The organism is Acinetobacter lwoffii, from assembly GCF_019343495.1.
Lineage (GTDB): Bacteria > Pseudomonadota > Gammaproteobacteria > Pseudomonadales > Moraxellaceae > Acinetobacter > Acinetobacter lwoffii_P.
In genome coordinates, this window is the sequence record NZ_CP072549.1 from 1,875,749 (window position 1) to 1,902,004 (window position 26,256).

22 protein-coding genes and 2 tRNA genes are annotated in these 26,256 nt (G+C 44.7%); 10 read left to right on the forward strand and 14 right to left on the reverse strand.

Annotation, left to right across the window (positions count from 1 at the left end; genetic code table 11):
- Positions 1-8: 8 nt before the first annotated feature.
- Genes J7649_RS08920 through J7649_RS08935 form a run of 4 tightly spaced genes read right to left on the reverse strand, consistent with a single transcriptional unit; the run spans position 9 to position 2,939 of the window.
- Positions 9-536 carry a pilus assembly protein PilP gene (locus J7649_RS08920; RefSeq protein WP_005248368.1) on the reverse strand — a complete coding sequence of 176 codons (528 nt, stop codon included), beginning with the start codon at positions 534-536 and terminating at the stop codon, positions 9-11.
- Entirely contained in the window at positions 536-1,246 is a 711-nt protein-coding gene (locus J7649_RS08925) for a type IV pilus inner membrane component PilO (RefSeq protein WP_005248371.1), read from the reverse strand. Before J7649_RS08925 ends, J7649_RS08920 begins: the two co-directional genes overlap by 1 nt.
- A complete protein-coding gene (locus tag J7649_RS08930) occupies positions 1,243-1,881 on the reverse strand; it encodes a PilN domain-containing protein (RefSeq protein WP_180180631.1) in 639 nt (212 codons plus the stop codon). Before J7649_RS08930 ends, J7649_RS08925 begins: the two co-directional genes overlap by 4 nt.
- The gene (locus J7649_RS08935; protein ID WP_180037253.1) at positions 1,881-2,939 is read right to left on the reverse strand and encodes a pilus assembly protein PilM; all 1,059 of its coding nucleotides are present in this window, start codon (positions 2,937-2,939) and stop codon (positions 1,881-1,883) included. Before J7649_RS08935 ends, J7649_RS08930 begins: the two co-directional genes overlap by 1 nt.
- A 165-nt stretch (positions 2,940-3,104) precedes the next feature.
- Here J7649_RS08935 and ponA point away from each other — a divergent pair, with 165 nt between their 5' ends.
- Positions 3,105-5,630 (forward strand): penicillin-binding protein PBP1a, encoded by a 2,526-nt coding sequence (ponA, locus tag J7649_RS08940; protein WP_219307483.1) that lies wholly within the window; start codon positions 3,105-3,107, stop codon positions 5,628-5,630.
- A gap of 51 nt (positions 5,631-5,681) precedes the next feature.
- Here ponA and J7649_RS08945 read toward each other — a convergent pair whose 3' ends face one another.
- The 9 genes from J7649_RS08945 to J7649_RS08985 form a co-directional block, all read right to left on the reverse strand.
- Positions 5,682-6,485: a putative RNA methyltransferase gene (locus J7649_RS08945; protein WP_219310088.1), complete on the reverse strand. Its 804-nt coding sequence runs from the start codon at positions 6,483-6,485 to the stop codon at positions 5,682-5,684.
- 54 nt (positions 6,486-6,539) lie between these two features.
- On the reverse strand, positions 6,540-7,658 hold the full coding sequence (mraY, locus tag J7649_RS08950) for a phospho-N-acetylmuramoyl-pentapeptide-transferase (protein ID WP_004644946.1): 1,119 nt from the start codon (positions 7,656-7,658) through the stop codon (positions 6,540-6,542).
- Positions 7,659-9,062, reverse strand: coding sequence for a UDP-N-acetylmuramoyl-tripeptide--D-alanyl-D-alanine ligase (locus J7649_RS08955; protein ID WP_219307485.1), 1,404 nt, complete (start codon positions 9,060-9,062; stop codon positions 7,659-7,661).
- Positions 9,063-9,071: 9 nt separating this feature from the next.
- The gene (locus J7649_RS08960) at positions 9,072-10,568 is read right to left on the reverse strand and encodes a UDP-N-acetylmuramoyl-L-alanyl-D-glutamate--2,6-diaminopimelate ligase (RefSeq protein WP_219307488.1); all 1,497 of its coding nucleotides are present in this window, start codon (positions 10,566-10,568) and stop codon (positions 9,072-9,074) included.
- 11 nt (positions 10,569-10,579) lie between these two features.
- Positions 10,580-12,403: a penicillin-binding protein PBP3 gene (gene ftsI, locus J7649_RS08965; RefSeq protein WP_219307490.1), complete on the reverse strand. Its 1,824-nt coding sequence runs from the start codon at positions 12,401-12,403 to the stop codon at positions 10,580-10,582.
- A gap of 15 nt (positions 12,404-12,418) precedes the next feature.
- Positions 12,419-12,685 carry a cell division protein FtsL gene (gene ftsL / locus J7649_RS08970; protein ID WP_370940785.1) on the reverse strand — a complete coding sequence of 89 codons (267 nt, stop codon included), beginning with the start codon at positions 12,683-12,685 and terminating at the stop codon, positions 12,419-12,421.
- A 76-nt stretch (positions 12,686-12,761) separates the two neighbouring features.
- Positions 12,762-13,673 (reverse strand): 16S rRNA (cytosine(1402)-N(4))-methyltransferase RsmH, encoded by a 912-nt coding sequence (gene rsmH, locus J7649_RS08975; RefSeq protein ID WP_129717174.1) that lies wholly within the window; start codon positions 13,671-13,673, stop codon positions 12,762-12,764.
- Between the two features lie 184 nt (positions 13,674-13,857).
- Positions 13,858-14,877: a sulfate ABC transporter substrate-binding protein gene (locus J7649_RS08980; protein WP_129717172.1), complete on the reverse strand. Its 1,020-nt coding sequence runs from the start codon at positions 14,875-14,877 to the stop codon at positions 13,858-13,860.
- A gap of 244 nt (positions 14,878-15,121) precedes the next feature.
- Entirely contained in the window at positions 15,122-16,123 is a 1,002-nt protein-coding gene (locus J7649_RS08985; RefSeq protein ID WP_219307492.1) for a sulfate ABC transporter substrate-binding protein, read from the reverse strand.
- Between the two features lie 393 nt (positions 16,124-16,516).
- On the opposite strand from J7649_RS08985, the gene J7649_RS08990 reads away from it, so the two are divergent.
- The 5 genes from J7649_RS08990 (at position 16,517) to J7649_RS09010 (ending at position 19,201) form a co-directional block, all read left to right on the forward strand.
- Complete coding sequence (locus J7649_RS08990) at positions 16,517-16,819, forward strand: hypothetical protein (RefSeq protein ID WP_004281126.1); 303 nt, start codon at positions 16,517-16,519, stop codon at positions 16,817-16,819.
- Between the two features lie 127 nt (positions 16,820-16,946).
- Entirely contained in the window at positions 16,947-18,455 is a 1,509-nt protein-coding gene (gene gltX / locus J7649_RS08995; protein ID WP_219307502.1) for a glutamate--tRNA ligase, read from the forward strand.
- 57 nt (positions 18,456-18,512) lie between these two features.
- A tRNA-Ala gene (locus J7649_RS09000) sits at positions 18,513-18,588 on the forward strand.
- Positions 18,589-18,626: 38 nt separating this feature from the next.
- Positions 18,627-18,702: transfer RNA gene (locus tag J7649_RS09005), tRNA-Glu, on the forward strand.
- A gap of 157 nt (positions 18,703-18,859) precedes the next feature.
- The gene (locus J7649_RS09010; RefSeq protein WP_004281123.1) at positions 18,860-19,201 is read left to right on the forward strand and encodes a membrane protein; all 342 of its coding nucleotides are present in this window, start codon (positions 18,860-18,862) and stop codon (positions 19,199-19,201) included.
- Positions 19,202-19,278: 77 nt separating this feature from the next.
- Here J7649_RS09010 and ettA read toward each other — a convergent pair whose 3' ends face one another.
- Complete coding sequence (ettA, locus tag J7649_RS09015; RefSeq protein WP_004281122.1) at positions 19,279-20,940, reverse strand: energy-dependent translational throttle protein EttA; 1,662 nt, start codon at positions 20,938-20,940, stop codon at positions 19,279-19,281.
- A 308-nt stretch (positions 20,941-21,248) separates the two neighbouring features.
- Here ettA and J7649_RS09020 point away from each other — a divergent pair, with 308 nt between their 5' ends.
- The 4 genes from J7649_RS09020 to J7649_RS09035 all read left to right on the forward strand — a co-directional run bounded on the left by J7649_RS09020 (position 21,249) and on the right by J7649_RS09035 (position 26,246).
- On the forward strand, positions 21,249-22,526 hold the full coding sequence (locus J7649_RS09020; protein ID WP_219307504.1) for an O-acetylhomoserine aminocarboxypropyltransferase/cysteine synthase family protein: 1,278 nt from the start codon (positions 21,249-21,251) through the stop codon (positions 22,524-22,526).
- Positions 22,527-22,820: 294 nt separating this feature from the next.
- The gene (locus tag J7649_RS09025; RefSeq protein ID WP_004644933.1) at positions 22,821-23,708 is read left to right on the forward strand and encodes an SDR family NAD(P)-dependent oxidoreductase; all 888 of its coding nucleotides are present in this window, start codon (positions 22,821-22,823) and stop codon (positions 23,706-23,708) included.
- 237 nt (positions 23,709-23,945) lie between these two features.
- Positions 23,946-24,728 (forward strand): bifunctional phosphoribosyl-AMP cyclohydrolase/phosphoribosyl-ATP diphosphatase HisIE, encoded by a 783-nt coding sequence (gene hisIE, locus J7649_RS09030; protein WP_219307506.1) that lies wholly within the window; start codon positions 23,946-23,948, stop codon positions 24,726-24,728.
- A gap of 15 nt (positions 24,729-24,743) precedes the next feature.
- Complete coding sequence (locus J7649_RS09035; protein ID WP_219307508.1) at positions 24,744-26,246, forward strand: UvrD-helicase domain-containing protein; 1,503 nt, start codon at positions 24,744-24,746, stop codon at positions 26,244-26,246.
- Positions 26,247-26,256: the final 10 nt, after the last annotated feature.

The following is a 26,256-nucleotide window of genomic DNA, read 5'->3' on the forward strand; positions in this document are numbered from 1 at the left end:
TTTAAAACTCATGGCGCCGGCCCGATAAGAACCAGACTTCGCGGACGTTCCACATATCCTTCACGGCCATCTGGAATAATCTCAATCAAATCGATCTGTGTTGGTGTAATTCCAACCACACGACCATGATTAAGTCCCATATAGCTACCACGTTGGATCCGCTCAACCTCACCATCAGGCGTCTGGATTAAAGCCAGAATCTGTCCTGCCTGATTGCGCATACTGCCTTTCATGGTCAACGTTTCGAGCGGATAACTTTCTAGCGGTTGCAGTTGACGTGATAGGTTTGGATAAACCCGTTTCCCCGCCATAATTTTCAGTTCAGCCGCCAGAGAGCTTGGTAAAAAAGGACTTTTAATCTGATGTGCTGCATAGCTGAAGGTTTCAACTGGCATAAAATCAGGAGCCGGTTCAATCGGCAAAGGCGGCTGATTACGAATATTGGCCATTTCCTGATTGACAGCATCAATGCGTGAATCGCATCCCAATAATAAAAACCCAAGTGTTAAAGCCGAAGTAATCTTAATGTTCTTCATTACTGCGCCCCCTGAGTAGTGCTATTAGCTGCAGCGCTTTCCGCATTACCGACATAACGATAAGTTTTGGCTTTCACCACATAATCAATGACCGGAATTTCAGATTTTTTCTCTTTGTTTTCAGTACCGGTAATGGTGAAATCATGCAGTGTGACAATACGCGACAAGCCGGCAATACTGCTGACAAAAGAACCAAAAGCGTGATAATCCCCAGTCGCTTCAATTGCAATCGGCTGTTCAATAAAGAATTCTTGTTTAATTTCAGGTTCCAGACGGATATTTTTAAACTTCAGGCCTGAATTCACACCGCTCAGGTTAATATCTTCAACCAGACCCGGAATCTCAGTTTCTTTCGGTAACTGTTCTAACTGCTGGTTAAAACGAGCTTCCATTTCCTGAAGCTGGATTTGATATTGTTGTAAGTTGCGTAATTTGGATTCTTTTTCACGAAATTCATTCAGCAGGTTTTGTTCCTGAGCACTGGCTTGTGAAATCGATTCAATCGTGCTTCTGATCATGACAAAGTAAATCACCGCAAATGCCAATGCAGCAATGAAGATCCAGCAGGTAATTTTGACCGACAAAGGCCAGCTACCATAATTGTTTGGATCTAATGTATTGAATTGCTGAAAAAACTTTTCAACAGTCATTTTGTTTTTGGGTACAGCGACGACATCCTGGCTGAACTCATCGAATTCTTCATTACTCATGATGATGCCCCCGTAGTTGTAGCGACTGCTTGTTGTTCTTCGTTAAGTACTGGCTGAGCGATTTGATCCAGATCTACCGTCACGGTAAAACTGCCATAGGACTCTTCCACACGTGGAATAATCGAGCTAGGTGCCTTTTCTTTTGCTTCTTCAGCCACTAGGAAAGCGTTCATAAAGGCATTTCGATACCAAGATGAAGCTTCCAGATTACGGAGCAGTTCTGCGACCGTATTTGGACTCTCAGCTCGACCTTCAATAGTAAACTTGTCACCGGTACGCTGGAATTTGGTGATATACATATTGCTTGGGGTCACCCGTACAATTTCATCAATCAAATGCACCGCAATCGGACGCTGAGTTTGTAGACCCTGAATCAGTTTCATCCGTTCAACAATCGCATTACGCTGTTCTTGTAAACCTTCAAGCGCCTTTAACTGCACATCCAGATTCTGGTTAGTACTTTGAATCAGCTGATTGGCCTGCTCCTGATCTTGAAGCTTGTGATCATAATAAAACCAGGTTGAACCCGCTGCCGCTAATCCCAAGAAAAGCGCCCCCACGCAGATTGCCACGAATTCATTATTTCTTTTAATTCTTAGCTCATCACGCCAAGGAAGTAAGTTAATTCTTGCCATTAATCAAAACTCCTTAATGCCAAACCGCATGCAACCATGAGTGATGACGCGTCATTTTCAATTTTTTTAATATCAATTTGAGGAGAAAAGCCCATTTGCAAAAATGGATTCGCGATCGTGACACGGTAACCGAGTTTTTGTTGTAATAATTTTGCCAGACCTGGAATATTGGCATTCCCGCCGGCCAGTAAAATATGGTCAATCTCATTAAACTGAGAAGATGAAAAGAAGAATTGCAATGAACGGGCTGCCTGTTGTACCACGGCATCCAGGAATGGCTCTAGCACTTCAATATCATAATCATCCGGTAAAGCACGGGTTTTTTTAGCACGTCCAGCTTCTTCAAAGGATAATCCATAGCGATTCTGAATTTCCTGAGTCAATTGCTTGCCGCCAAACACCTGCTCACGGGTATAAATAATCTTGTTGTTCTGCATCACCGACAAGGTCGTCATACTATGACCAATATCTAAGATACCAACCGTATTGACCCCCATCGGCAAAGTATCCGAAAATACTTTGAAGGCATTTTCCAGCGCAAAACTTTCTACATCTGCAATCTTAGGCGTTAGACCAGAAATTTCCAAAACTTCAGAACGTGCTTCGACATTTTCAATTCGGGTAGCGACCAATAGCACATTGACCCGGTTTGGATTAGTAAGACGGTCTGGCAGAACTTCAAAGTCCAGACTCGCTTCATCGAGTGGGAAAGGAATGTATTGTTCCGCATCTTCACGAATCTGAACTTCACGTTCGTCATCCGACATGTCTGCATCCATCTCAATGATTTTGGTAATGACCATTGAAGTTGGAATCGCAAAAGCGGCCTGATTCGACTGGGTATTACCCAAATTAATTGCACGCCCAAGGGCATCAGCGACAGCTTCTGGGTTTAAGATGTTTTTTTCAACAACACTGTTTTCCGATAATGGGATCAAAGCATAGCTCTCTACCCAGTAACGGCCACTTTTTACAGAAAGTTCTAAAACCTTAACAGAAGTCGAACTAATATCGACTCCTATTAAACCCTTATTTGGTTTACGATATAACCTGCGCACAATATACTTCCTATTATTTTTTTGTCCCCAATTTAATCTAACTTACCAATTGGTCCAGTCTATAATTTTATATAGATACAATAACTCATCTAACAATATGGATATCGACAGGATATACTGACCGGTAATTAGTTCGCCATTAGCTCTTATTAAAACTTACTTGTTATGAAAAAGCTATCTTGTTCAGGCCTTGTTCATCCATTTTTTTTGATCATTATCATTATACTGATCTCAATTCCGATGGGTTTCTATGGCATGTATCTCTATATTGCCCCATCTTTGCCTGAAATGTCTACGCTTAAAAAGGCACCTTTATTAAAGCCTTTACAAGTTTTTAGTTCAGATAATGAATTAATTGCTGAATATGGAGGCAAGCTTTCTGTTCCCGTGAAATATGAACAAATTCCACCCGAATTTATTCATGCTTTCCTCGCCGCTGAAGATTCCAGCTTTTTTGAGCATAGCGGAATCAGCTTTAAAAGCTTGGGACGCGCACTCAGTGAGACGGTGACTGGCTCGGATGTACAGACCGGCGGTTCGACCATTACCATGCAAGTGGCAAAAAACTATTACCTTAGTCCTGAACGGACGCTGAAGCGCAAACTGACGGAAATTTTTCTGGCCCGTAAAATTGAGCAAAACTTAACTAAAGAAGAAATTCTGACCTTGTATGTCAATAAAATTTTCCTGGGGAAAAATGCTTACGGCATCGCAGCAGCAGCTAAAATTTACTATAATAAGAGTTTAGAAGAGCTTTCAATTGCACAAATGGCCATGATCTCTGGCCTGCCTAAAGCACCTTCTCGATATAATCCGGTCGCCAATCCCAAGCGCGCCCTGGAACGTCGTAACTGGATTCTGGGCCGTATGCTGCAACTGGGCTATTTAAATCAGAGCCAGTATCAGCAAGCCATTGCTGAACCGGTAAATTTAGATATGCCTGATCGGAGTACCCGTAATAAATTCCCGTATGTCGGCGAAATGGTACGTTCTGAACTGGTACAAAACTTTGGTGAACAGGCGGTAGATTCTGGTTATAAAGTCTATACCACCATCCATAGTGAACGTCAGGCCTATGCGGAGCAAGCCGTACAGGAAGGTTTAGAAGCCTATGACCGTCGACATGGCTGGCGTGGTGCTGAAGCACATGATCAACCCCTCGATAAGTTCCGTGCCTATGCCAACACCTATCCTGCGCAAGTAACTCAGGTGAGTAATTCCAGTTTTGAAGCACTCATGCAGGACGGAAGCAGCGTGACCGTGCCCTGGTCAGGTATGTCCTGGGCGCGTCGCTTTCGTAACGTCAACAGTGTAGGTGGTGCACCGAGCAAAGCGTCCGAGATTGTCAAAGTCAAAGATATTGTTCGTTTAAGACCCAATGAAAATAAAACCTCGTGGTCATTGGTGCAGATCCCCAATGTGCAAGGACAATTGATTGCCATCAACCCAAATAATGGTGCGATTGAAGCCATTGTCGGGGGATATAACTTTTATCAGTCGAAATTTAACCGTGCAATCCAAGGCTGGCGTCAACCCGGCTCTACCATTAAGCCTTTTGTTTATGCCCTGGCTTTAGAACGTGGCATGACGCCGCATACTATGGTCAATGATGCACCCATTACCATTGGCAAATGGACGCCACGTAACTCGGATGGCCGTTATCTGGGCATGATCCCGCTACGTCGTGCACTTTATCTGTCACGTAATACAGTCTCAGTGCGCTTATTACAGGCCGTTGGGATTGAACGTACACGCCAGTTATTTATGGATTTTGGTTTACAAGACAGTCAGATTCCACGTAACTATACCATTGCCTTAGGCACCCCGCAGGTCCTACCGATTCAGATGGCGACTGGTTATGCCACCTTTGCCAATGGCGGTTACCGAATCCAACCTCACTTTATTACCCGCATTGAAGATGCCTACGGCAATACCATCTTTGAAGCCAAGCCTGAATATGCCTGCATTTCATGTATTAATGAAAAAGAAGAAACAGTTCAAGCCACTGACCCTATTACCGCAGATGACGAAGCAATTGCAATCAACAATACAACTTTAGAGCAAAAACAGGCTGCACCTAAAGTCTCTGCCGAAGACAGTAATTATCGTCAGGCACAGCGTATTTTAAAATCTAGCTCTGCCTATGACATGGCCAACATTTTGCGTGATGTAATTCAGCATGGTACCGGTCGTGCGGCATTAAGAATTGGTCGTAGTGATATCGGCGGGAAGACCGGTACCACCAATGATGCCAAAGATGCCTGGTTTGCTGGCTTTAATGGTAAGTTAGTCACCGTGACTTGGGTAGGCTTTGACCAGCCGACCACCTTAGGTCGCCGTGAATATGGTGGTGTGGCAGCTCTACCGATCTGGACCGATTTTATGGGCAAGGCATTAAAAGGCCAGCCAGAAGCATGGGTACGTTTAGACCGCAATGCCAAGGCGCCGGTAAATCGCAACAAGGGGGTTCAGGCTGATGAAGCACAGAATGATCCATCTTCTCCGCCTCTGGCGACAGCACTTTACCGTCCTGCACCTGTGGTCGTCCCGAAACGCACAGAAACTGACTTTGAAGATTTACCAGATCAACCGATTCGTTTACCAGATGATGAAAGTTCTGCACCACAAGAACAGCCTCTTCAGCCGAACCGGGTAGATTCTCTGGAAAATCTGATTGAAGAAGTCCAGTAATCTGACTGATATAAAAAAGCCCTCAGTTGAGGGCTTTTTTATATGCATTTTTTATTTTTTCTGAAACAGGTAAATCTGATATTGCGCCAGTAATTCAAACTGATCCTGCTGTTCAAGTGCTAAACGACGTTCAGGTTTGGCCTTATAAGCATATGGCGTCATCGCAATCAGGTTTTTTAAATCAGCCTGTGGCAAAACCATTGGCGCATCAATCACCTGCTCACTAACCAGATTAAATTCATCTTGCAACTGCTCAACAAACTTCTGCGGCTCGTGTGGTTTCACTTCTTCAAATAGAGCTTCACGCATCGAGTATAAATGTTGCGGTGCCGGTGTCACCACCATCAAATAAGATTTTGGTTTTAGAACTCGCAGGATTTCCTGTTTAGGAATTGGACTAAACAAGCTGGTACACAGATCAATCAACTCATCTAATACTGGTAAAGTCGCTCCGGTTCCTACGACCCAAGTCACCTCTTTATTCAGTTTGGCTGCGACCTGAACCGCATTCTTGGCAATATCGACCCCCACACATTGCAGCACTTCGGCCTGCATGGCATCGGTATAGTAGCCTTCGCCACAGCCAATATCTAAAAGGTTTTCAATCCGCAACTCGCGAATCTTTTCTACAACAGCCTGTTGCAAAGGCGCATAATAACCTGCACTCAGAAATGCGCGACGTGCCTGCACAGACTCAGGCGTATCTCCCGGGTTTTTGCTGTGCTTGTGCTGAACCACATGCAGGTTCACATAGCCCTGTTTGGCGACATCGTAACTATGATGATTCTCACAGCGCCATGTTCTTTCATTTAAGCTCAACTGCTGGCGACAGACTGGGCACATGAGTAAATTCATCATTTTCTCCAAAACAAAAAAGCCGGCATGCGCCGACTTTTTCCAATGCATTTCTTAGCGCAATTTTAAGGTCATTAGACCCAAAACTACCAGCATAATCGTAATAATCCAGAAACGGATCACCACCTGGGTTTCACGCCAGCCTTTCTTTTCATAATGATGATGTAGCGGTGCCATCAGGAATACACGTTTATTGCGCATTCTTAATGAACCAATCTGCAAGAACACTGAAACCGCTTCCACCACAAAGACACCGGCCATAATCGCAAATACGATTTCCTGACGCACCATGACGGCAATCGTACCGAGCATTGCACCGAGAGATAAAGCACCGACATCCCCCATAAATACTTGGGCTGGATGGGCGTTATACCAAAGGAAAGCCAGACCCGCTCCGATCATGGCAGCACAGACCACCACCAGTTCAGACGAATATTTTACATAAGGAATATGCAGATAATTGGCAAAGCGCACGTCACCGGCCAAATAGGCAAATACGCCCAAACCTGTAGCAACCAGCACGATTGGCATGATTGCCAGACCATCCAGACCATCAGTCAAGTTCACGGCATTGGAGGCACCGTTAATCACGAAATAGGTAAAGATAATAAAACCAATGCCCAATGGGATCATCGATAATGGAATGCTTAGGTCTTTAAAGAATGGAATCAGCAGATCCAGCATATTCGCGGTATGCACCGGATTGGTCTGTTGCTGTGCAATGACATACAAAGCAATACCAGCACCCAAAGAACCAACTGAAGTCCAGAAGAATTTTTTCTTCGCAGGCAAACCCGCATTGTCTTTATAACGGATTTTAATCCAGTCATCGGCCCAGCCAACGGCACCGAAAATCACCATCACACCCAGCACAATCCAGACATAAGGATTGGAAAGATCTGCCCAGAGTAGAGTTGAGATACCAATCGAAAGCAGGATCAGCACCCCGCCCATGGTCGGCGTGCCCATTTTCTTAGCATGGTTTTCAGGGGCATACGAGCTGACTGCCTGACCATATTTCAGCGCCTGAAGCTTGCGAATCATTACAGGACCGAGCACCAGACCGATGGTCAATGCCGTCAAGACACTGAGCAAAGCACGTAAAGTTAAATAACGAACCACCTGAAACGTGCTGTCAAAGCCCGCCAAATGTTCAAAGAGCCATAACAGCATTTAGAGTTTCTCCATCAATGCAGCCATCAATGTTTCCATATGGGTAAAACGCGACCCTTTAAACAGGAATGACATCGGCTGAGGTTGATGTGTTTCAATCAAACGAATTAAAAACGGTAATGCCTGCTCCTGATTCAGGAAAGCCTGCATTTTTTTACCATATTGTGTACTACGAGCACCTTCTTGTGCGGCAGGCGCAAATTCACCTACAGCCACCACAAAATTAATGCCTTTCACCGAGACCAGATCCCGACCGAGCTTGTAATGCTCGATTGCGGCAGATGAACCGAGTTCACCAATATCGCCGGTGACCATCACCCGGATGCCCTGCTGCTGCGCCAGAACTTCAGCCGCTGCACGCATCGAACCCGGATTGGCATTGTAGGTATCATCAATAAATAAATAGTCTTTGTGCAGAATAAAGTTCAGACGACCTTTCGCACCCACGGCCTGTTCCAGGCCAGCCACGATATCATAAAGATTAATACCGATCGCTAAGGCGAAAGCTGCTGCTGCGGTCGCATTTTCGACATTATGCTCACCGGCAAACGGCAACTGAACTGTTTTCGAGCCTTGTGGTGTATTCAGTGTAAAGCTTGAAGATTGAGCTTCAAGCACAATATCGCTGGCATAGACTTCACCGCCAGCACCAAAACTTAAGCTTTTTTCGGTTTTTACTGCAGCACGAATGGTTTCAGCAAAATCATCGGCAGCGGGAATAATTGAGGTTTCAGAGATATGCGCATAAATCTCGGATTTTGCACGGCAAATTCCGTCACGACCGCCAAATTCACCTAAATGTGCCGTCCCAATATTAATGATCCCAGCCACATGCGGCTGCACCATTTTCGAGGTGTAATCAATTTCACCCTGATGACTCGCACCGAGTTCCATCACCGCATATTGATGTTCAGGACGCAGCTCAAGCAACATTACCGGCACGCCGAGGTCATTATTCAAATTACCACGCGTAACCAAGGTCGGTGCCAGACGCGACAGAATGCTTCCCAGCATTTCTTTAGTCGTGGTCTTGCCACTACTGCCGGTCAAGGCAATGACTTTGAGTTGAGGATTCTGCTGACGGCGATAAGCACCTAACTGTCCCAATGCCAAACGGGTATCTTCCACCACCAACTGGCAAATATCAGCATCCACCGGACGGCTGACAATGGCAATTTCACAACCTTGAGCGGCCACCTGAGCAATAAAGTCGTGCGCGTCAAAACGCTCACCTTTCAGCGCAAGAAAAGCATCACCTGATTCTGCATCACGTGAATCAGTCAAAATCCGCTTGATCTGGCCTGCAGGCTTTTTATCATTCAACCAGTAGCCTTGAGTAGCCTGTTGTAATTGTTCTATGCTCCACGGCTCCAGCGCCGCAGTACTTGTTGTTGAGGTATGCATATCTGAATCCTAATGCGCTGAATAGGCTGAATCTGTACTGCAATGCTGGGCATCAATGGCAGCTTGTACTTCGATCACGTCATCAAACCAGTGACGTACACCATCAATTTCCTGATAATTTTCGTGCCCTTTTCCTGCGATCACGACAATATCACCCACCTGCGCGTGTTTAACCGCAAACTTGATCGCTTCACGACGGTCATGAATTTCATGATAGGTTTTGCCGGAAAAATCGATGCCGTTTTTCATATCCGCAAAGATTTGTGCCGGATCTTCGGTCCGTGGATTATCAGAAGTGAGTACTGCGATATCTGAACCATCTAAAGCAGCTTGAGTCATCAGTGGACGTTTACCACGGTCACGATCACCGCCACAGCCGAAAACAGTCCAGAGATTTTGTGAAACATGACGCTTCAAGGTCACCAGAACCTGAGTCAGAGCATCCGGAGTATGCGCATAATCCACTACAAACAGGCGCTCACCATCACGTAGCACCTGCATGCGACCTGGCGCACCTTTAAGCTGTGGAACAGTTGCAATCAAACTGTTCAAGTCAAATCCGACCTGTTCCGCCATAATCAGACTGGCGACCAGATTTTCAATATTGAAATGGCCCAGCAATGGACTGTTAACCATATATTCAGCAGAAGCAGATTTTAGTTTAAAGGTCGCCCCTGAAATGCTGTACTGAATATCCTGAACCTGATAATCCGCTTTTTGCTGGGTGGAATAAGTCAAAATTTTAGGCTGTGCCGGATTAGTTTGTGCAGCATCCAGCATGATCTGTGCATGTTCATCATCGATATTGATGACAGCCACTTTTAAAGATTTAAATCGGAATAAACCAGACTTTGCTTCTGCATAAGCTTGTAGCGTTCCATGATAATCCAGATGGTCACGACTCAAATTGCTGTAGCCCGCAATCTCGATATCACAACCATTCAAGCGGCCTTGTTCCAGACCATGCGAACTGGCTTCAATCGAGGCAAACTCCGCACCGGCCTGCGCATAGCCATGCAAGGCATTTTGCAGTTGCAAGGCATCCAGGGTGGTATGCGAAGATGCTTCTAGGTTCGGTAAAATTCCATTACCTGTTGTGCCCATCACCGCACAGGCTTTACCTTGCAGCATGATGAATTCAGCCACCAAGCGAGAAATCGTGGTTTTACCATTGGTGCCGGTGACTGCAAGAATACGCGCAGCAGTGACGGGTTGGGTTGCTTGCAAATACTGCTTTTGCCATTGTCCCATTAGATGGCGTACATCTGCTAACACCAAATTTGGAGATACATCCAGTTCAGTTTCTGAAATCACAGCCAATGCACCCTGGTCCAAAGCTTTCTGGGCAAATTGAGTAGTTTTTTCCGGTTGTGACAGACTGGTCAGGGCAATAAAAATTTGTCCCGGTTTAACTTTACGACTATCCAGCTCGAAGCCCTGAAAGGATTGCTTCATCCAGTCAGCGACATCGTGAGGGGTGTAGAGATCTTGAAATGTAATAGACATTGATCACCTATTTACTGGACTTTGGGAGGTTCTAAAGGTTTGTCCAGAGGGACATTCAGCAGACGCAAGGATTCCTGCATCACGCGGGCAAAGACTGGTGCAGATACCGTACCGCCATAGTAGGTGCCTTGTGGATTTTCTACCACCACCACCATGGCAATCCGTGGATCACTGACTGGTGCTACGCCGGCAAATAAAGCCCGGTATTCACTGGTCGAATAACCTTTACGGTCGGCACGCAACTTATGTGCAGTACCGGTTTTACCTGCCACGCGATAACCTGGGATGGTGGCGCGAGTTGCCGTACCACCTGGTAAGGTTGCGGTTTCCATCATCAGCAGGACCTGATCGGCAATATTGGCATCGATCATCTGCTCACCCTGGGGCTGTTCTTCCAGCTTATACAGGCTCAGTGGCATTTTCACGCCTTTATTGGCCAGCATGGCATAGGCATCAGCCAGCTGTAGTACCGTCGCATTCAGACCATAACCATAGGACATGGTTGCCACTTCTGACACATTCCATTTACTTGGTGGAAGAATCAAACCGGCACTTTCACCTGGGAATTTCACTGCTGAACGCTGACCAAAACCCAGACGTTTATAGAAGGTTGGTAAGGTTTCATAAGGCAATGACAAGGCCAGTTTCGCTACACCAACGTTAGAGGATTTCTGCAGAATGCCCCCGAGTGTCAACTGACCATAGTTATGCGTATCACGAATGGTATGATTGCCGACCCGCATACTGCCTGGTGTAGTATTCACGACTGAATTCGCCGTATATTTGCCACTTTCCAGCGCCATCGCTACAGTGAGCGGCTTCATGGTCGAACCCGGCTCGAAAGAATCGACTGCACCACGGTTACGCATGGCATCCTTGTTGAGCAGGCTGTTTTTATCATTCGGATTATACGATGGCCATGAGGACAGCGCCAGAATTTCACCGGTTTTGACATCAACAGCGATCGCAGTCGCTGAACGGGCATTATTGGCGACACCGGCAGCCGTCAGCTCACGGTACATAATATATTGCAGACGCGAGTCGATACTTAAGGTAATATTTTCGCCCGGTTCAACTTCTTTAATCACTTCCGGTTCTTTGACCCGGTTACCTTTTTTATCGCGAATGATCTGCTGCTCGCCATCCTTTCCGGAAAGACGGCTATTCAGCTGCATTTCCAGACCTTCAATGCCGCTGCCTTCGCTATTGGTCAGGCCAATAATCTGAGAGTTCGGCTGTGGCTGCGGATAATAACGTTTATAGTTTTTCTCGGTATATACGCCCTGAAAATTACGTTTAATGATCAGTTCGGCCTGTTGTGGCGGAACTTCTTTTTTCAGGATCAGATAACGTGAACGCGGACGTTCTTCCATTTTTTTGCGCAGTTCTGCCCGATCCATACCGACTGCATCAGCCAGCTCATCCAGATTCAGGTTTTTATCGGGTAACTGACGTTTGAGCTTGCGGCTATTCGGTTCTTTTTCCAGCGCCAGCATGGTCTCGTCATAGAGTTTTTTATTGTCAAAATAATCACGTGGATCAATCACAATTTTCATGATCGGAGTACTGATCGCCAATGGAATGCCATTACGATCATAAATCACGCCACGCATCGCCTTGATGGTATTGGTTCTTAAAATATTGGCATTGGCTTTATTTTGCAAAAAATCTTTATTAATAATCTGTACATAGAAAGCACGGCAAATCAGTGTCACAAAACACAGCAGCACCACCGCCCACATGATGTAAAAACGATTGATATAAACATTTGAGGCATTTTTGTCGGTGACCGATTGTTTTTTACGTACCGGTTGCTTCTTTCTCTTGTCTACCATGTCGGAACGCTAGCCTTATTTTTTCTCATCTGAAGTTTGTGGTAAGGAAATCACGACACTTTGTGAAACCGGAGGTGAATACATACGCAGCTGTGTCACTGCACGCGTACCGATCTGTGCCGTCGCGCCGAAAGTTTGCTGCTCAATCAGCAAACGCCCCCACTCTGCATTCAGGTCATCCCTTTCACGCAGATAGGTACTCAGCTTTCTGTTATCCTGACGGTATTCAAATACCTGAAATACCACAAATACTGCACTGATGAAGACCATCAGTATCAGCATGAGATAGATTGTAACTTTTTTCAGCCACAATTTTTCTGTTTTTTTATCAACCACTTCCGTTTTCATGATCTGCCTATTAAGCTAAACGTTCTGCTACCCGCAGCCATGCGCTACGTGAACGAGGATTGGCTTTGACCTCCTCATCACTGGCTTTAACACGAGAAACTTTCTTTAAACGTCGCGTATCTTTCTGTTGTTGTGGCATTCCCCAGCCTGAATCTTCTTCAAGCGTTGACTCTTTTTGAATAAATTGTTTAATCAAACGGTCTTCCAGTGAATGGAAGCTAATTACCGCCAAACGTGCTTCAGGTTTCAATATTTCAACGGCCTGAGGCAAGAAGATTTCAATATCTTCTAATTCCTTATTAATAGCAATACGAATCGCCTGGAAAGTACGGGTCGCAGCATGCTTATTTTTTTCCCATTTCGGGTGTGCTACTTTTACAATCTCAGCCAGCTTTGCCGTGGTATCAATATATCCGGCAGCCTTAATTGCCTTGGCAATACGGCGACTATAACGCTCTTCACCATATTTAAAAATGATATTCGCCAGTGCTTCTTCTTCAATCTGCGTCAGCCATTCTGCTGCGGTCGGACCTTGCGAGTTGTCCATACGCATATCCAGCGGGCCATCTTTCATAAAACTAAAACCACGTTCAGCCTGATCCAGCTGCGGTGAAGAAACACCTAAGTCAGCCATCACCCCATCGACCTGTTCAATGCCCACTTCAGCCAAGGCATCTTTCAGATCAGCAAAGCTGGCATGAATAATTTTGAAACGTGAATCTTCTTGTTCGAGTTCAGCTGCTACAGCCAGTGCTTGTGGATCTTTATCAAAGGCATAGACGCGTGCATTTTCATCTAATTTGGACAGCAATAAACGCGTATGTCCACCACGGCCAAAGGTCCCATCCACATAAGTTCCCGTATTGCGACCCGCCAACAAGGCATCAATCGTTTCGTGAAGTAATACAGAAATATGTGACATAAAAACTCAATCAATAGGGGGAAAAATTTAACTGCACATTATCACCCTGTTTAGGCAAAGCTCCAAACGACTTTTTGTAGATAAATATTACTTTCCATAGAGAAAACCGTTTTAGCATTTTTCTCATACAAAAAAGCCTCCAGTTTTGGAGGCTTTTTTCAATCTAGATAACTTCGCAGATCAATTAACGTTTGCTGTTATAAATCTGGTCGAAAATTGCACCATTCACAAAATGGGTTTTCTGTGCATTGGCCCAACCACCAAAGACTTCATCAATGGTAAAGGTTTTGATTTTAGGGAACTGTGCCGAATATTTCGCTAATACTTTTTCATTACGTGGACGATAGAAATGTTTAGCTGCCATTTCCTGACCCAATGGTGAATACAGGTAATTGATATAACCTGTTGCTAACCATTTATTGCCATTTTTCTCTACCGTACGATCCACAATCGCCACTGACGGTTCAGTCAAAATCGTAATTGATGGATAAACGATATCAAACTTGTTTTTACCCAAGGTTTTTTGCGTTACTAAAGCTTCATTTTCCCAAGTCAGCAATACATCGCCAATCCCACGCTCGGCAAAGGTGGTCATTGAAGCACGTGCAGCAGAATCCATCACTTTCACGTTCTTATAAAGTTTGCCGACAAAGTCCTGTGCTTTGGCTTTATTACCGCCTGGCTGTTTCTCGGCATAACCCCATGCAGACAGATACACCCAACGCGGCAAACCACCCGTTTTCGGGTTAGGCGTAATAATTTGCACGCCTGGTTTGGTTAAGTCATTCCAGTCCTTGATGCCTTTCGGATTGCCTTTACGTACCATGAATACGATCGTCGAGGTATAAGGTGCCGAGTTGTGTGGGAATTCCTTTTGCCAGCCCGGCTGAATCTGACCAGATTTCACAATTTCTTCGATGTCATTGGCCAGCGCCAAAGTCACCACATCACCTTTCAGACCATCGACCACAGAACGTGCTTGTTTGCCCGAACCGCCATGTGACTGCTTGAAATTCACATCCAGACCGGTGCGGTTTTTCCAGTAAGCGCCAAATGATTTGTTAAATTCATCATAGAACTCACGCGTAGCATCATAGGATACATTCAGAAACTGACGGTCTGCTGCTTGTGAAGCAGTCGCGGTCATGCCTAAACCAGTCGCCAATAAGGCAGCACTAAATAACGATTTTAATTGAATTTTCATGGCAGCACAGAGTTTATCTTCATTAGATATAACTATATGAAATAAAATCATTTATCGCAATTCACCCTACAACATCACAACACGATAAAATGAAAGGTTTTTCTGCATTAATATTTTGTTTTTAAAAGAAAAATACTATTTATTATTCTACTTATATCTAATATATAGAATTTTATGCATTAGATATAAAGAATATGGATAACACTTTAGCCATTTTCTTTATTATATTTAGACGACCGCTTACTTATCTTTTTTCATTGTAAATCTGGTCATAAATCGCCCCATTCACAAAATGTGTTTTTTGCGCTTTGGCCCAACCACCAAAGACTTTATCAATAGTAAAGGTCTGGATTTTCGGGAACTGAGCCGAATATTTGTTAGCGACTTTGGCATCCCGCGGACGGAAGAAATATTTCGCAGCAAGCTCCTGCCCTTTCGGTGAATATAAATAGTTCAAATAGCCTTTTGCCAGATGGGTATTACCATTTTTATTCACGTTCTTATCGACAATCGCTACCGATGGCTCGGCCAGAATTGAAATGGATGGATAGACGATATCGTACTTATCTTTACCCAGACCTTGGGTCGCCAGCAAGGCTTCATTTTCCCAGGATAAAAGCACATCACCAATACCGCGCTCGGCAAACGTCGTCAGTGAACCACGCGCACCGGAGTCGAGTACTTTGACATTTTGATAAAGTTTTTTCACCAGCTCTCTGGCTTTCGCATCATTACCGCCCGGTTGTTTCAGTGCATAACCCCAAGCAGACAGGTAGATCCAACGAGGTGCACCACCGGTTTTCGGGTTTGGGGTAATAATGTCCACACCCGCTTTGGTCAGATCATTCCAGTCTTTGATTTGCTTTGGATTCCCTTTACGCACCAAGAATACAATCGTAGACGTATAAGGTGCCGAATTACTCGGAAACTCTTTTTGCCAGCCTTTCGCGATTAAACCTGCATTGACGATTTCTTCGATATCATTGGCCAAAGCCAAAGTCACCACATCGGCCTGCAAACCATCGACCACTGAACGCGCCTGCTTGCCTGAGCCACCATGCGACTGTTTAAAATTAACCGTTTGTCCGGTTTTCTGCTTCCAAAATTTGCCAAATTCTTCATTATATTCCTGATAAAATTCACGGGTCGGGTCATAAGAGACATTCAGGAAATCTTTGGCAATGGAATTCTGTACTGCTGTTCCCACTAAAATTGTCAAGATTGCGGATGCTATTATTTTTTTCATTTGATGTAACTCATTGTTTATATGACCTGCACTATACAAATCAAAAATAAACATAACAATCATATATTTATAACAATATCTACAATCTATTTCTGATTTTGAGATATCTTCTAACAATTAAATCCGGATACATATTCTGCTAGAAAAGTAATCTTCTGCTACAATATAAGACAGTTCTTCACGTTCTCTTCACAGTTGTCTGTTAAAAATAGGCCACCAAAACAGGAAATTACGATTTTTGGTAATTTTCCACAGAGTTATATTATTTCTTTTGTAAAAAATGTGACTTGGTTCTACTTCTTTATGATCAACTGTGATTAAATTGTAGACAGAGTATTAAAAAAACATTTTTAACAAAATAAAACCAACCAGAAGTAAGGAGGAAGTTTGGATATGAAATTTACATTATTCACAGCCAGCATCCTAAGCCTGATTATGTTGTTCTCGATTCAACTCGGTCATGCCGTTGTTGTGAAGACAGATTTGCCGAAGCCTACAGTAAGCACTGTTGAAAGCAAGACTTCGCCGATTGAAAAAGCGATTCAGCAACAAAAAACTGAAAAAACACTTCAAACAGAAGATAATCTAAAAGTCTTGACTGCATTTAAAGTCGCACCTTCGCAAAATTTCTTTGCAGAACAGAATTACCGCTTCACCCGCTTTGTCCAAAGTATTTTTTCGAGCGCTCATTCTTAATCAGCCTCAACAGCGCTGAATATTCCCGGATTTAAAAGCCACATCATTCAATGTTGAATAAAGCATTAAGTGATGTGGCTTTTTCGCTATAATAGCTGCAATTTTATATCTAAGATTAGATCCGGCTATGACTGTTCGTACTCGTATTGCACCTTCTCCTACTGGTTTTCCGCATGTAGGTACTGCCTATATCGCCTTGTTTAACTTATGTTTTGCTAAACAGCATGGCGGTGAATTCATTCTTCGTATTGAAGATACTGACCAACTGCGCTCAACGCCTGAATCTGAAAAAATGATCCTGGATTCATTGCGCTGGTTGGGTCTGAACTGGTCTGAAGGTCCTGATGTCGGTGGCCCGCATGCGCCGTACCGCCAGTCAGAACGTATGGATATCTATAAAAATTATGCCTTGGAACTGGTAGAGAAAGGTCATGCCTTCTACTGTTTCGCAACTGCAGAAGAACTGGATCAAATGCGTGCAGAACAGCAGGCACGTGGAGAGTCGCCACGTTATGATGGTCGTGGTCTAAATCTTTCTGAAGAAGAAGTGGAGCGTCGTTTGGCCGCTGGTGAACCACATGTGATTCGCATGAAAGTACCGACTGAAGGCGTATGTAAATTCAATGACATGCTGCGTGGCGAAGTGGAAATTCCATGGGCGCAAGTAGACATGCAAATCCTGCTGAAAACCGATGGCCTACCAACCTACCACTTGGCTAACGTAGTAGATGATCATTTGATGCAAATCACCCACGTAATTCGTGGTGAAGAATGGATTCCATCTGCGCCGAAACATCAGTTGCTGTATCAATATTTTGGTTGGGAAATGCCGATACTATGCCACATGCCACTGCTGCGTAACCCGGATAAATCTAAGCTGTCTAAACGTAAAAACCCGACCTCAATTAACTATTACAGAGACATCGGTGTACTGCCTGAAGCCTTGTTGAACTACTTGGGTCGTATGGGCTGGTCAATGCCAGATGAAAGTGAAAAATTCACTTTGGCTGAAATGATTGAGCATTTTGATATCAAACGTGTATCCCTCGGTGGTCCGATCTTTGATGTTGAGAAATTGAACTGGTTAAATGGTCAATGGATCAAGGCACTCAGCCCGGCTGAACTTCTAGACACCTTATTGGCCTGGAAAGCAGATCGTGCCAAATTAGAAGAAATTGCAGCTGCGATTCAACCGCGTATTAACCTGCTGTCTGAAGCTGTGAACTGGTCTGCACATTATTTCAACCATTTCCCGACCCTGTCTAAAGAACAGTTTGAAAGCAAGAAACTGTCGGATGAACAGGTACGTCAAAGTCTTCAATTCGCAATTTGGCGTTTAGAAAGCCTGTTTACTTGGAATAACGACACGGTGAGCCAGACCTTGATGGACTTGGCGACACAGATGGAAATCAAGTTACGTGATTTCATGCCTGCGTTCTTTATTGCGATCGCCGGTTCGACTGCGTCTACACCCGTGATGCAAACGATGGTGACCATTGGTCCTGATTTAACCTTTGCACGTTTACGTCATGCGCTGGAAATTGTCGGTGGTCCAAGCAAAAAAGAGCTGAAAGTCTGGGAAAAACTCAATGAAAGCTTAAAGTTGCCGAAAAATGAAGCAGTTGATCAAGCTTAATTAATTTTTGTGTTGACGTGTGAGCGCGATATCCCTAATATAGCGCTCACACAGACTGGGGTCATAGCTCAGTTGGTAGAGCGCTACAATGGCATTGTAGAGGTCAGGAGTTCGATCCTCCTTGACTCCACCAAATCAAGTCTTGCTTTAGCTGTGTTATTTGCCTCAATTGTCCCTATCGTCTAGAGGCCTAGGACATCGCCCTTTCACGGCGGTAACCGGGGTTCGAATCCCCGTAGGGACGCCATATTCAAGATGACCATAATATATTATGGTCATCTTATAAAAAACCCAAGCATTACGACTTGGGTTTTTTATTGCCTGTATATTTTATGTTGGGCAATATTTCGGTTTCTTCGCATCTTCCGATAAAATAATCAGTAATTTAGAATTTTGGAGTTGTAATGCAATATCGTTGCCCTAAGTGTCAAAGCCCGAAAATCATGCCGGTGGCCCAGCCAGGTCAAGCAGCTCCACGTCCCGTGGTTCCTAAAAGCCTAATGTTTCTGGTACCCGCCCTATTCCTGCTGTTATTGCTGGTGATTATTAGCATTGCGATGTGGATTTTTGGCGATGGTGCAGGTACGACTTTACAGACAGCAACTGTGATCGTTTTTATTCTTTCTTTGATCGCAGGCTTTATGTTCTATAAGGACTTACCTGATTTTAAAATTTCAATGCAGGCATTCATGCAAACACAAAAGAAATGGAAATGCCGTGAATGTAACCATGAGTGGGAAATCTAATTTACCCTCCACCATATAATAAACATAAAAAAAACCAGTCCTGAGGCTGGTTTTTTATTTACAAAAGTCGGAGATGATTAAACACCGATTTTGCGATATTTTTGACGCTTCGCGACAAGATCATCACCATCACGCTTACGGCGATATTCTTCGAATTCAGCATAGTTACCGGTGAAGAATTCAGGTGTTTCACCTTCAAATGACAAGATGTGCGTTGCAATACGGTCCAGGAACCAACGGTCATGCGAGATCACCATCACAGTACCTGGGAATACCAAAATGGCATCCTCAAGTGCACGCAAGGTTTCGATGTCCAAGTCGTTCGATGGTTCATCCAGCAAAATCACGTTTGCGCCCATTTGCAGGATTTTCGCAAGTTGTAAACGGTTACGCTCACCACCTGATAATTGACCTACACGCTTTTGCTGATCCTGACCTTTAAAGTTAAAGCGACCGATATACGCACGAGATGCAATTTCGTAATCACCAATCTTCAAGATATCTAAACCGCCAGAAACTTCTTCCCAAACGGTTTTGTTGTTATCTAAGGTGTCACGGATCTGACCGACATAAGCCACTTTAACCGATTCACCCAGCGTTACCGTACCGGTATCTGGTTGCTGTTCGCCAGTCATCATACGGAATAGCGTGGTTTTACCCGCACCGTTCTCACCCACGATACCCACAATTGCAGCAGGTGGTACTGTGAACGTTAAATCTTTGTACAGTAAGCGATCACCAAACGATTTACTGATGCCTTCAACTTCTACAACCTTGTTGCCCAGACGTGGGCCAGGTGGAATGTAGATTTCAGAAGTTTCGTTACGTTGCTGGAATTCGCGCGAGTTAAGCTCTTCAAAACGCTCCATACGCGCTTTGTTTTTCTTTTGCTGACCTTTGGCATTAGAACGAACCCATTCAAGTTCTTTTTTCAATGCTTTAGCAAAAGATTCTTCCTGCTTGTTCTCTTGCTCTAAACGGGCATTTTTCTGCTCAAGCCAAGAAGAGTAGTTACCTTGATACGGAATGCCCATACCACGGTCAAGCTCCAGAATCCATTCAGCAACGTTATCCAAGAAGTAACGGTCATGCGTAATAGCGACGATGGTACCCGGGAAGTCTTTCAAGAAACGTTCCAACCAAGATACAGATGAAGCATCTAAATGGTTCGTTGGTTCGTCTAGAAGTAACATATCTGGTTTAGACAGAAGTAATCGGCACAGCGCCACACGACGACGTTCACCACCTGAAAGCTTAGATACATCTGCATCCCAAGCAGGCAAGTTCAATGCTGCAGCTGCTTGATCCATCTGGTTCGCAAGGTTATGCGCATCCCAAGTCTGGATAATCGCTTCAAGCTTCTCTTGCTCTTTCGCAAGTGCATCAAAATCCGCATCTTCTGCTGCATATTCAGCAAAGACTTCATCCAGACGTGCCAAGGCATCAAGCGGTTCACGTAAACCATCTTCGACGTTACCACGAACGTCTTTAGTTTCATCTAAAGGTGGTTCTTGCTCAAGATAACCGATTTTTGTACCCGGCTGTGCACGCGCTTCACCAGAGAAATCTTTATCTACGCCCGCCATAATACGAAGCAAGGTAGATTTACCTGCACCGTTTAAACCAAGCACACCAATTTTAGCGCCTGGGAAAAATGATAAGGAGATGTCTTTCAGGATTTCGCGCTTAGGCGGAACCATCTTCGACACTCGGTTCATCGTGTAAATATATTGGGCCACGTAGGACTCCTCAACTGAAAAACCAAATGGGGTTAAAACAACCACCCCAGCTCAAAAATGAGCGAAAAAATAATCGGCTATTATACGCAGAAAGCTGCGAAAACATAAGCCATTGCCATGAACTTCAATGCATTGTTACAAGTTTATTGATGATGTTTTTTTAAACAGTTGTTTTCAGTAAAATAAACGACTCAAATCCAGGTCGATATATGAATATTTCATATATTTATTTCAATAAAATTGCACTTTTACTCATATGTGAAAATGCTACACTCAAGCCATAAACTTAAACAAGAAGATCAAACAGAATGAGTTATAAAGCAGAAACCCTTGCGATTCATGCAGGTTATACCCCAGAAGCAACCACCAAAGCTGTTGCAGTGCCGATTTACCAAACCACGTCTTATGCCTTTGACAATACTCAACATGGGGCCGATCTCTTTGATTTAAAGGTTCAGGGCAATATCTATACCCGAATTATGAACCCGACCACTGCGGTTCTGGAACAACGTGTCGCAGCACTGGAAGGTGGAATTGGCGCGCTGGCTTTGGCCTCTGGCATGGCTGCGATTACTTATGCGATTCAGACCATTGCGGAAGCGGGTGACAACATTGCTTCTGTGTCAACGCTATATGGCGGTACCTATAACCTCTTTGCCCATACCCTACCAAAACAGGGCATTGAAGTCCGTTTCTTTGATTATGAAAAGCCGGAAAGTCTGCGTGACTTGATTGATGAAAAAACCAAACTGGTCTTTGTCGAATCGATTGGCAATCCACTGGGTAATATTATTGATCTGGAAGCCATTGCTAAAATTGCACATGAATATGGCGTACCGGTAATTGTCGACAATACTGTTGCCACCCCAGTACTTCAAAAATCTTTCGATTTCGGCGCAGATATTATCGTGCATTCTCTGACCAAATATATCGGCGGGCATGGCAATTCAATTGGCGGCATTATTGTGGATAGCGGTAAATTCCCGTGGGGTAAATACCCTGAACGTTTCCCTGCCCTGAATACGCCTGACCCAAGCTACCATGGCGTGAACTATGTCGAAGTTTTGGGAGAAGCAGCTTATATCGCCCGTGCGCGTGTAGTGCCACTGCGTAATACCGGCGCTGCGATCAGCCCGCAGAATGTGTTTCTGATTCTGCAAGGTCTGGAAACTTTAAGCTTGCGTATGGAACGTCATACCGAAAACGCACTGAAAGTCGCTGAATATCTGCAAAAACATCCTAAAGTGAAATGGGTTAATTACGCCGGCCTGAAAGATCACCCACAGCATGCCTTGGCACAGAAATATGTGAAAGGTAAACCGTCTGCCATTCTGACCTTTGGGGTAGAACATGGTCTCGAAGGCGGCACACGTTTTATTGATGCCCTGCAACTGTTTACACGTCTGGTCAATATCGGCGACGCTAAAAGTCTGGCCTGCCATCCGGCGACTACTACGCATCGTCAGCTCAATGCCGAAGAGTTAAAATCGGCAGGCGTCAGTGAGGATATGGTGCGTTTATCTATTGGGATTGAACATAGTGATGACCTGATTGCCGATCTGGAACAGGCGCTGGCGGCCGTTTAAAAAGTGCCCGAGCCGCTTCGAAACCTCATCATTTTGGTGAGGTTTTTTTATTTATTTTCTAAAACAGCCACTTGCTTTACTTTTTATTTTCATGTTAAAAGTTAAATGAAAGAGTGAACACAAATAGAGCAATTACTCTAATTTTTATTTTAATTTCAATACTTTAATTTATAGATTTTCCTGAAGAATTGGTTATCATATCTGGACTCACCTTCGCTCTCATCTTCTGTTAGAGCGCCATAGACCTTTAATAAAAATAATTTGAACGCTGACTTCAAATTAGGGATAACAAACGTGAAAACTAGACTACACAAACAACTGGAAAAACGTGTTGCAGGTAAAACCGTCCTGATTACCGGTGCATCCAGCGGTATTGGTTTAACGACAGCACATCAACTGGCGGATGCAGGTGCCCATGTTTTACTGGTAGCCCGTACTCAGGAAACCCTAGAACAAGTAAAATCAGAAATTGAAGCCAAAGGCGGCAAAGCCTCAATCTTTCCATGTGATTTAAACAATATGGAAGCGATTGATGAAGTTTCCAAACAGATTATTGCCTCAGTCGATCATATTGATATTCTGATTAATAATGCGGGCCGTTCGATTCGCCGTGCCGTACATGAATCGGTAGATCGTTTTCATGATTTTGAACGGACCATGCAGCTGAACTATTTCGGCGCGGTGCGTCTGGTAATGAATATCCTGCCGCAAATGATGATTCGTCGTGCGGGTCACATTATTAACATCAGCTCAATTGGCGTACTGGCCAATGCCACCCGTTTTTCGGCCTATGTCGCATCAAAAGCTGCACTGGATGCCTTTAGCCGCTGCCTGTCTGCAGAAGTGCATTCACATAAAATCGCAATCACGTCGATCTATATGCCTTTGGTGCGTACTCCGATGATTGCGCCAACCAAAATTTATAAATATGTTCCAACGCTTTCTCCAGAACAGGCGGCTGACCTGATTGCCTATGCGATTGTGAAACGCCCGAAGAAAGTGGCGACCGGTTTGGGCCGTCTGGCTTCCATTACCTATTCCATTGCACCGGATATCAACAATGTCTTGATGTCGATTGGTTATAACCTGTTCCCAAGTTCAACTGCATCTGTGGGCCAACCGCAAAAACTGAACTTGGTGCAAAAAGCATATGCGCGTCTGTTCCCGGGCGAACACTGGTAATTTTTTATACGGTTTTCATACGGATAATTTAATGGAAATACGAGCCGCCGACCGGGCGGCTTTTCTATGTCTCAGTTTTGCACGATCTGGAATAAAGTGGACTGGTTTAAAAAACCACGACACAGCCTGTCCTGATCAACACAGATTTTTGCCGCAAATGCTGCGAGATCACGTACACTATCAGCGGATATTTCCTATCCGTATTTTTATATTTTGATTGAAATGATGGAAACCCTTATGAACAACGTGCAATGGCTCGATGAAGTAAAATTTAACGAACAAGGATTAGTCCCTGCCATTGCCCAGCATCATCAAAGCGGACGTGTGTTGATGGTGGCCTGGATGAACCGTGAAGCCTTGGCTTTAACTGCCGAAAAAAATCAGGCAGTGTATTTCTCTCGTTCACGCAGCAAGTTATGGCATAAGGGCGAAGAATCAGGACATTTTCAGACCGTACATGAAATCCGTCTGGACTGTGATGCCGACGTGATTGTACTGCAAATTGAACAGCATGGTGGCATTGCCTGTCATACCGGCCGTGAATCATGCTTCTATCGCAAGCTTACGCCAAATGGCTGGGAAATTGTCGATGCACAGTTGAAAGATCCATCTGCGATTTATGGCGAAAAATCTACGAATCCGCATACGCTGGCAATGGAAGCCTCAACCGCTCAATCTGAACAGGTTGAAGTCTTGTCTTATCTGGGTCAGATGATGGCAGAACGCAAACAGGCCGATCCGGACTCCTCTTATGTGGCCAAGCTCTACCATAAAGGTTTAAACAAGATTCTGGAAAAAGTCGGTGAAGAAAGCTTTGAAACCGTGCTGGCAGCCAAAGACTTTGATCAGGATGCTTCGGCAGACCATAAAAATGATCTGATCTATGAAGTGGCAGATCTGTGGTTCCATACCATCGTGATGCTGGGTTATTTCGACCTGGATGTGCAATTGGTATTAAATGAACTGGCACGCCGCCAAGGCTTGTCCGGTCTGGTCGAAAAAGCCAACCGTCAGCATTAAGCCTTGAATTCATCTGTGTCTGATTTAAAAAAACCGACCGCGACCTATGAGCAGGCCACTGCCATTGATAACGCACGTCTGGGCAAATCCTTTAAAGTGATTGCCTATGCAGGCACAGGTAAAACCACGACCCTGCAAATGATCAGTGATGCCATGCCACAAAGACGTGGCATGTATCTGGCTTTTAACAAGGCCATTGCCAGTGAAGCACAGGCCAAGTTTCACCGGGGTGTCGATTGCCGTACTTTTCACTCGCTGGCGTTTCGCAGTGTTCCACGTGGAGTCACCGACAAACTGCGCTTGCCACGCTTGAGTCCAAGTTTTATTGCCAAAGAATACCGGCTTGAACCGATGACCATGCGCCGTATGATGGGTGGGCGTTATGAAAAATATGTCTTGATGCCTTCGCGTCTGGCAAGTTTGGTTGCCAATGCGGTCGGCTATTTCTGCTCGACCAGTTCGCAATACCCTGCCCCACGGCATATTCAGGCGCCGAGCTGGTTGCATCCGGATGATATCGAGACTTTACAGAAGAAACTTTATCCGGCAGTCGAACGACGCTGGCTAGAGTCGATTGATCCAAATCATCAGGCCGGCATCGGTCATGACATTTATCTGAAGCTCTGGGCGCTGTCCGAGCCAAATATCCCGGCCGATTATGTACTATTCGATGAAGCTCAGGATGCCGATCCCTTAATGCTGGGAATTCTACTGAAACAGCGCAGCACCCAGGTGATTTATGTCGGAGACGCGCATCAGCAGATTTATGCCTGGCGTGGCGCAGTCAATGCCATGCAGCAACTACCTTTACCTGAATCACGTCTGACCACCTCATTTCGTTTCGGTCCTGAAATTGCCCTGAATGCCAATGCCATTTTAGGTGCCTTAAATGAAACTGTGCCTTTACTCGGCAATCCGTTGTTAGATTCTAAAGTCGTGAATAAACAGCATACCAAAATGCGGGATGCAATTTTATGCCGGACTAATGCCCGCGCCATGGAACTGTTGTTAGCAGGTTTAGTTCGTGGGGATAAAGTCAGTCTGCAAGCCGATCACGTCAAACTGAATCGTTTTGTCGATGCGGCTGCCATGCTGAAACAGGGCAAACGTGTGGTTGATGTGCCGGAACTGGCCTGGTTCAACTCCTGGCATGATGTCCATGAATACTGTGAAACTAATGAAGGCAGTGACATCAAGCCACTGGTCAAACTGGTGGACGAACATGGCACCGATCCGTTGAAAAAAGCTCTGGCTAAAATCACCCCAATTGCCCAGGCCGACTATATTATTTCCACGGCACACAAGGCCAAAGGTCTGGAATGGGATCGGGTTCATATTGAAGATGACTATCAGTTTAAACTGAATGAAAAAGACCATAAAATTAGTGATGAAGAATTAAGATTACTTTACGTGGCCTGTACACGTGCTAAAGTGAGTTTAAATATTCATCACATTTATGACCTGATTCAGCAACTGAAGATCAAAATGCCGCAGTCGCTTCGGCAGGCAGTCGGTTAAAGTGCATGGC

Coding starts and splice junctions, on each gene's coding strand:
- J7649_RS08985 (WP_219307492.1), bottom strand. CDS start 16,123: ATGAAAAAAATAATAGCATCCGCAATCTTGACAATTTTAGTGGGAACA.
- J7649_RS08960 (WP_219307488.1), bottom strand. CDS start 10,568: ATGTCTATTACATTTCAAGATCTCTACACCCCTCACGATGTCGCTGAC.
- J7649_RS08925 (WP_005248371.1), bottom strand. CDS start 1,246: ATGAGTAATGAAGAATTCGATGAGTTCAGCCAGGATGTCGTCGCTGTA.
- J7649_RS08920 (WP_005248368.1), bottom strand. CDS start 536: ATGAAGAACATTAAGATTACTTCGGCTTTAACACTTGGGTTTTTATTA.
- J7649_RS08955 (WP_219307485.1), bottom strand. CDS start 9,062: ATGCATACCTCAACAACAAGTACTGCGGCGCTGGAGCCGTGGAGCATA.
- ftsI (WP_219307490.1), bottom strand. CDS start 12,403: ATGGTAGACAAGAGAAAGAAGCAACCGGTACGTAAAAAACAATCGGTC.
- gltX (WP_219307502.1), top strand. CDS start 16,947: ATGACTGTTCGTACTCGTATTGCACCTTCTCCTACTGGTTTTCCGCAT.
- J7649_RS09010 (WP_004281123.1), top strand. CDS start 18,860: ATGCAATATCGTTGCCCTAAGTGTCAAAGCCCGAAAATCATGCCGGTG.
- ponA (WP_219307483.1), top strand. CDS start 3,105: ATGAAAAAGCTATCTTGTTCAGGCCTTGTTCATCCATTTTTTTTGATC.
- J7649_RS09020 (WP_219307504.1), top strand. CDS start 21,249: ATGAGTTATAAAGCAGAAACCCTTGCGATTCATGCAGGTTATACCCCA.
- J7649_RS08980 (WP_129717172.1), bottom strand. CDS start 14,877: ATGAAAATTCAATTAAAATCGTTATTTAGTGCTGCCTTATTGGCGACT.
- J7649_RS08990 (WP_004281126.1), top strand. CDS start 16,517: ATGAAATTTACATTATTCACAGCCAGCATCCTAAGCCTGATTATGTTG.
- J7649_RS08945 (WP_219310088.1), bottom strand. CDS start 6,485: ATGAATTTACTCATGTGCCCAGTCTGTCGCCAGCAGTTGAGCTTAAAT.
- J7649_RS08930 (WP_180180631.1), bottom strand. CDS start 1,881: ATGGCAAGAATTAACTTACTTCCTTGGCGTGATGAGCTAAGAATTAAA.
- mraY (WP_004644946.1), bottom strand. CDS start 7,658: ATGCTGTTATGGCTCTTTGAACATTTGGCGGGCTTTGACAGCACGTTT.
- hisIE (WP_219307506.1), top strand. CDS start 23,946: ATGAACAACGTGCAATGGCTCGATGAAGTAAAATTTAACGAACAAGGA.
- rsmH (WP_129717174.1), bottom strand. CDS start 13,673: ATGTCACATATTTCTGTATTACTTCACGAAACGATTGATGCCTTGTTG.
- ftsL (WP_370940785.1), bottom strand. CDS start 12,685: ATGCTGATACTGATGGTCTTCATCAGTGCAGTATTTGTGGTATTTCAG.